Raw genomic sequence first — 481 nt, forward strand, 5'->3', positions numbered from 1 at the left:
TGACCTCCTTCTTCTACAACAAAAACCTGCGCTACTTCAGCTACGGACATGGTGGCTACTTCAGCCCCAAATCCTATGTTGCACTAGGCATCCCGCTGGAGATCGCAGGACGCAAAGGCAAACTCTCCTACCAGCTGGCAAGCTCACTGGGTGTCCAGCATTTCCGTGAACTGTCTGCCCCGTATTATCCAAATTCGCCGGCAGACCAGGCAGAACTTGAACAATTTGCGGCAGCCAACCCCACCATCAACATCCAGACCAACTATGCTGGACAAACCAGGACCGCCTTTGCCTTCAAGATAGGTGGCGCAGCAGAATACCAGCTGACTCCGCATTTATTCCTGGGAGGCAAACTCAGTGCAGACAACTCAGGAGACTTCAACGACACCTCGGCAGCGGTTTATCTGCGCTATAGCTTTGAGCCACGCAAGAGCCCGGTCGGCTTCCCGCCTGTCGCTCCCAAGGCTTACTATCAGGGTAA

At 54.1% G+C, this 481-nt stretch carries 1 protein-coding gene; it reads left to right on the forward strand.

Annotated features, from left to right (window positions below):
• On the forward strand, positions 1-481 hold a 481-nt coding region (locus tag H8L47_RS29225; protein ID WP_186957339.1), incomplete at both ends, for a cellulose synthase subunit BcsC-related outer membrane protein.

Origin of the sequence: Undibacterium umbellatum, from assembly GCF_014284125.1 — a bacterium.
Classification (GTDB): domain Bacteria; phylum Pseudomonadota; class Gammaproteobacteria; order Burkholderiales; family Burkholderiaceae_D; genus Undibacterium; species Undibacterium umbellatum.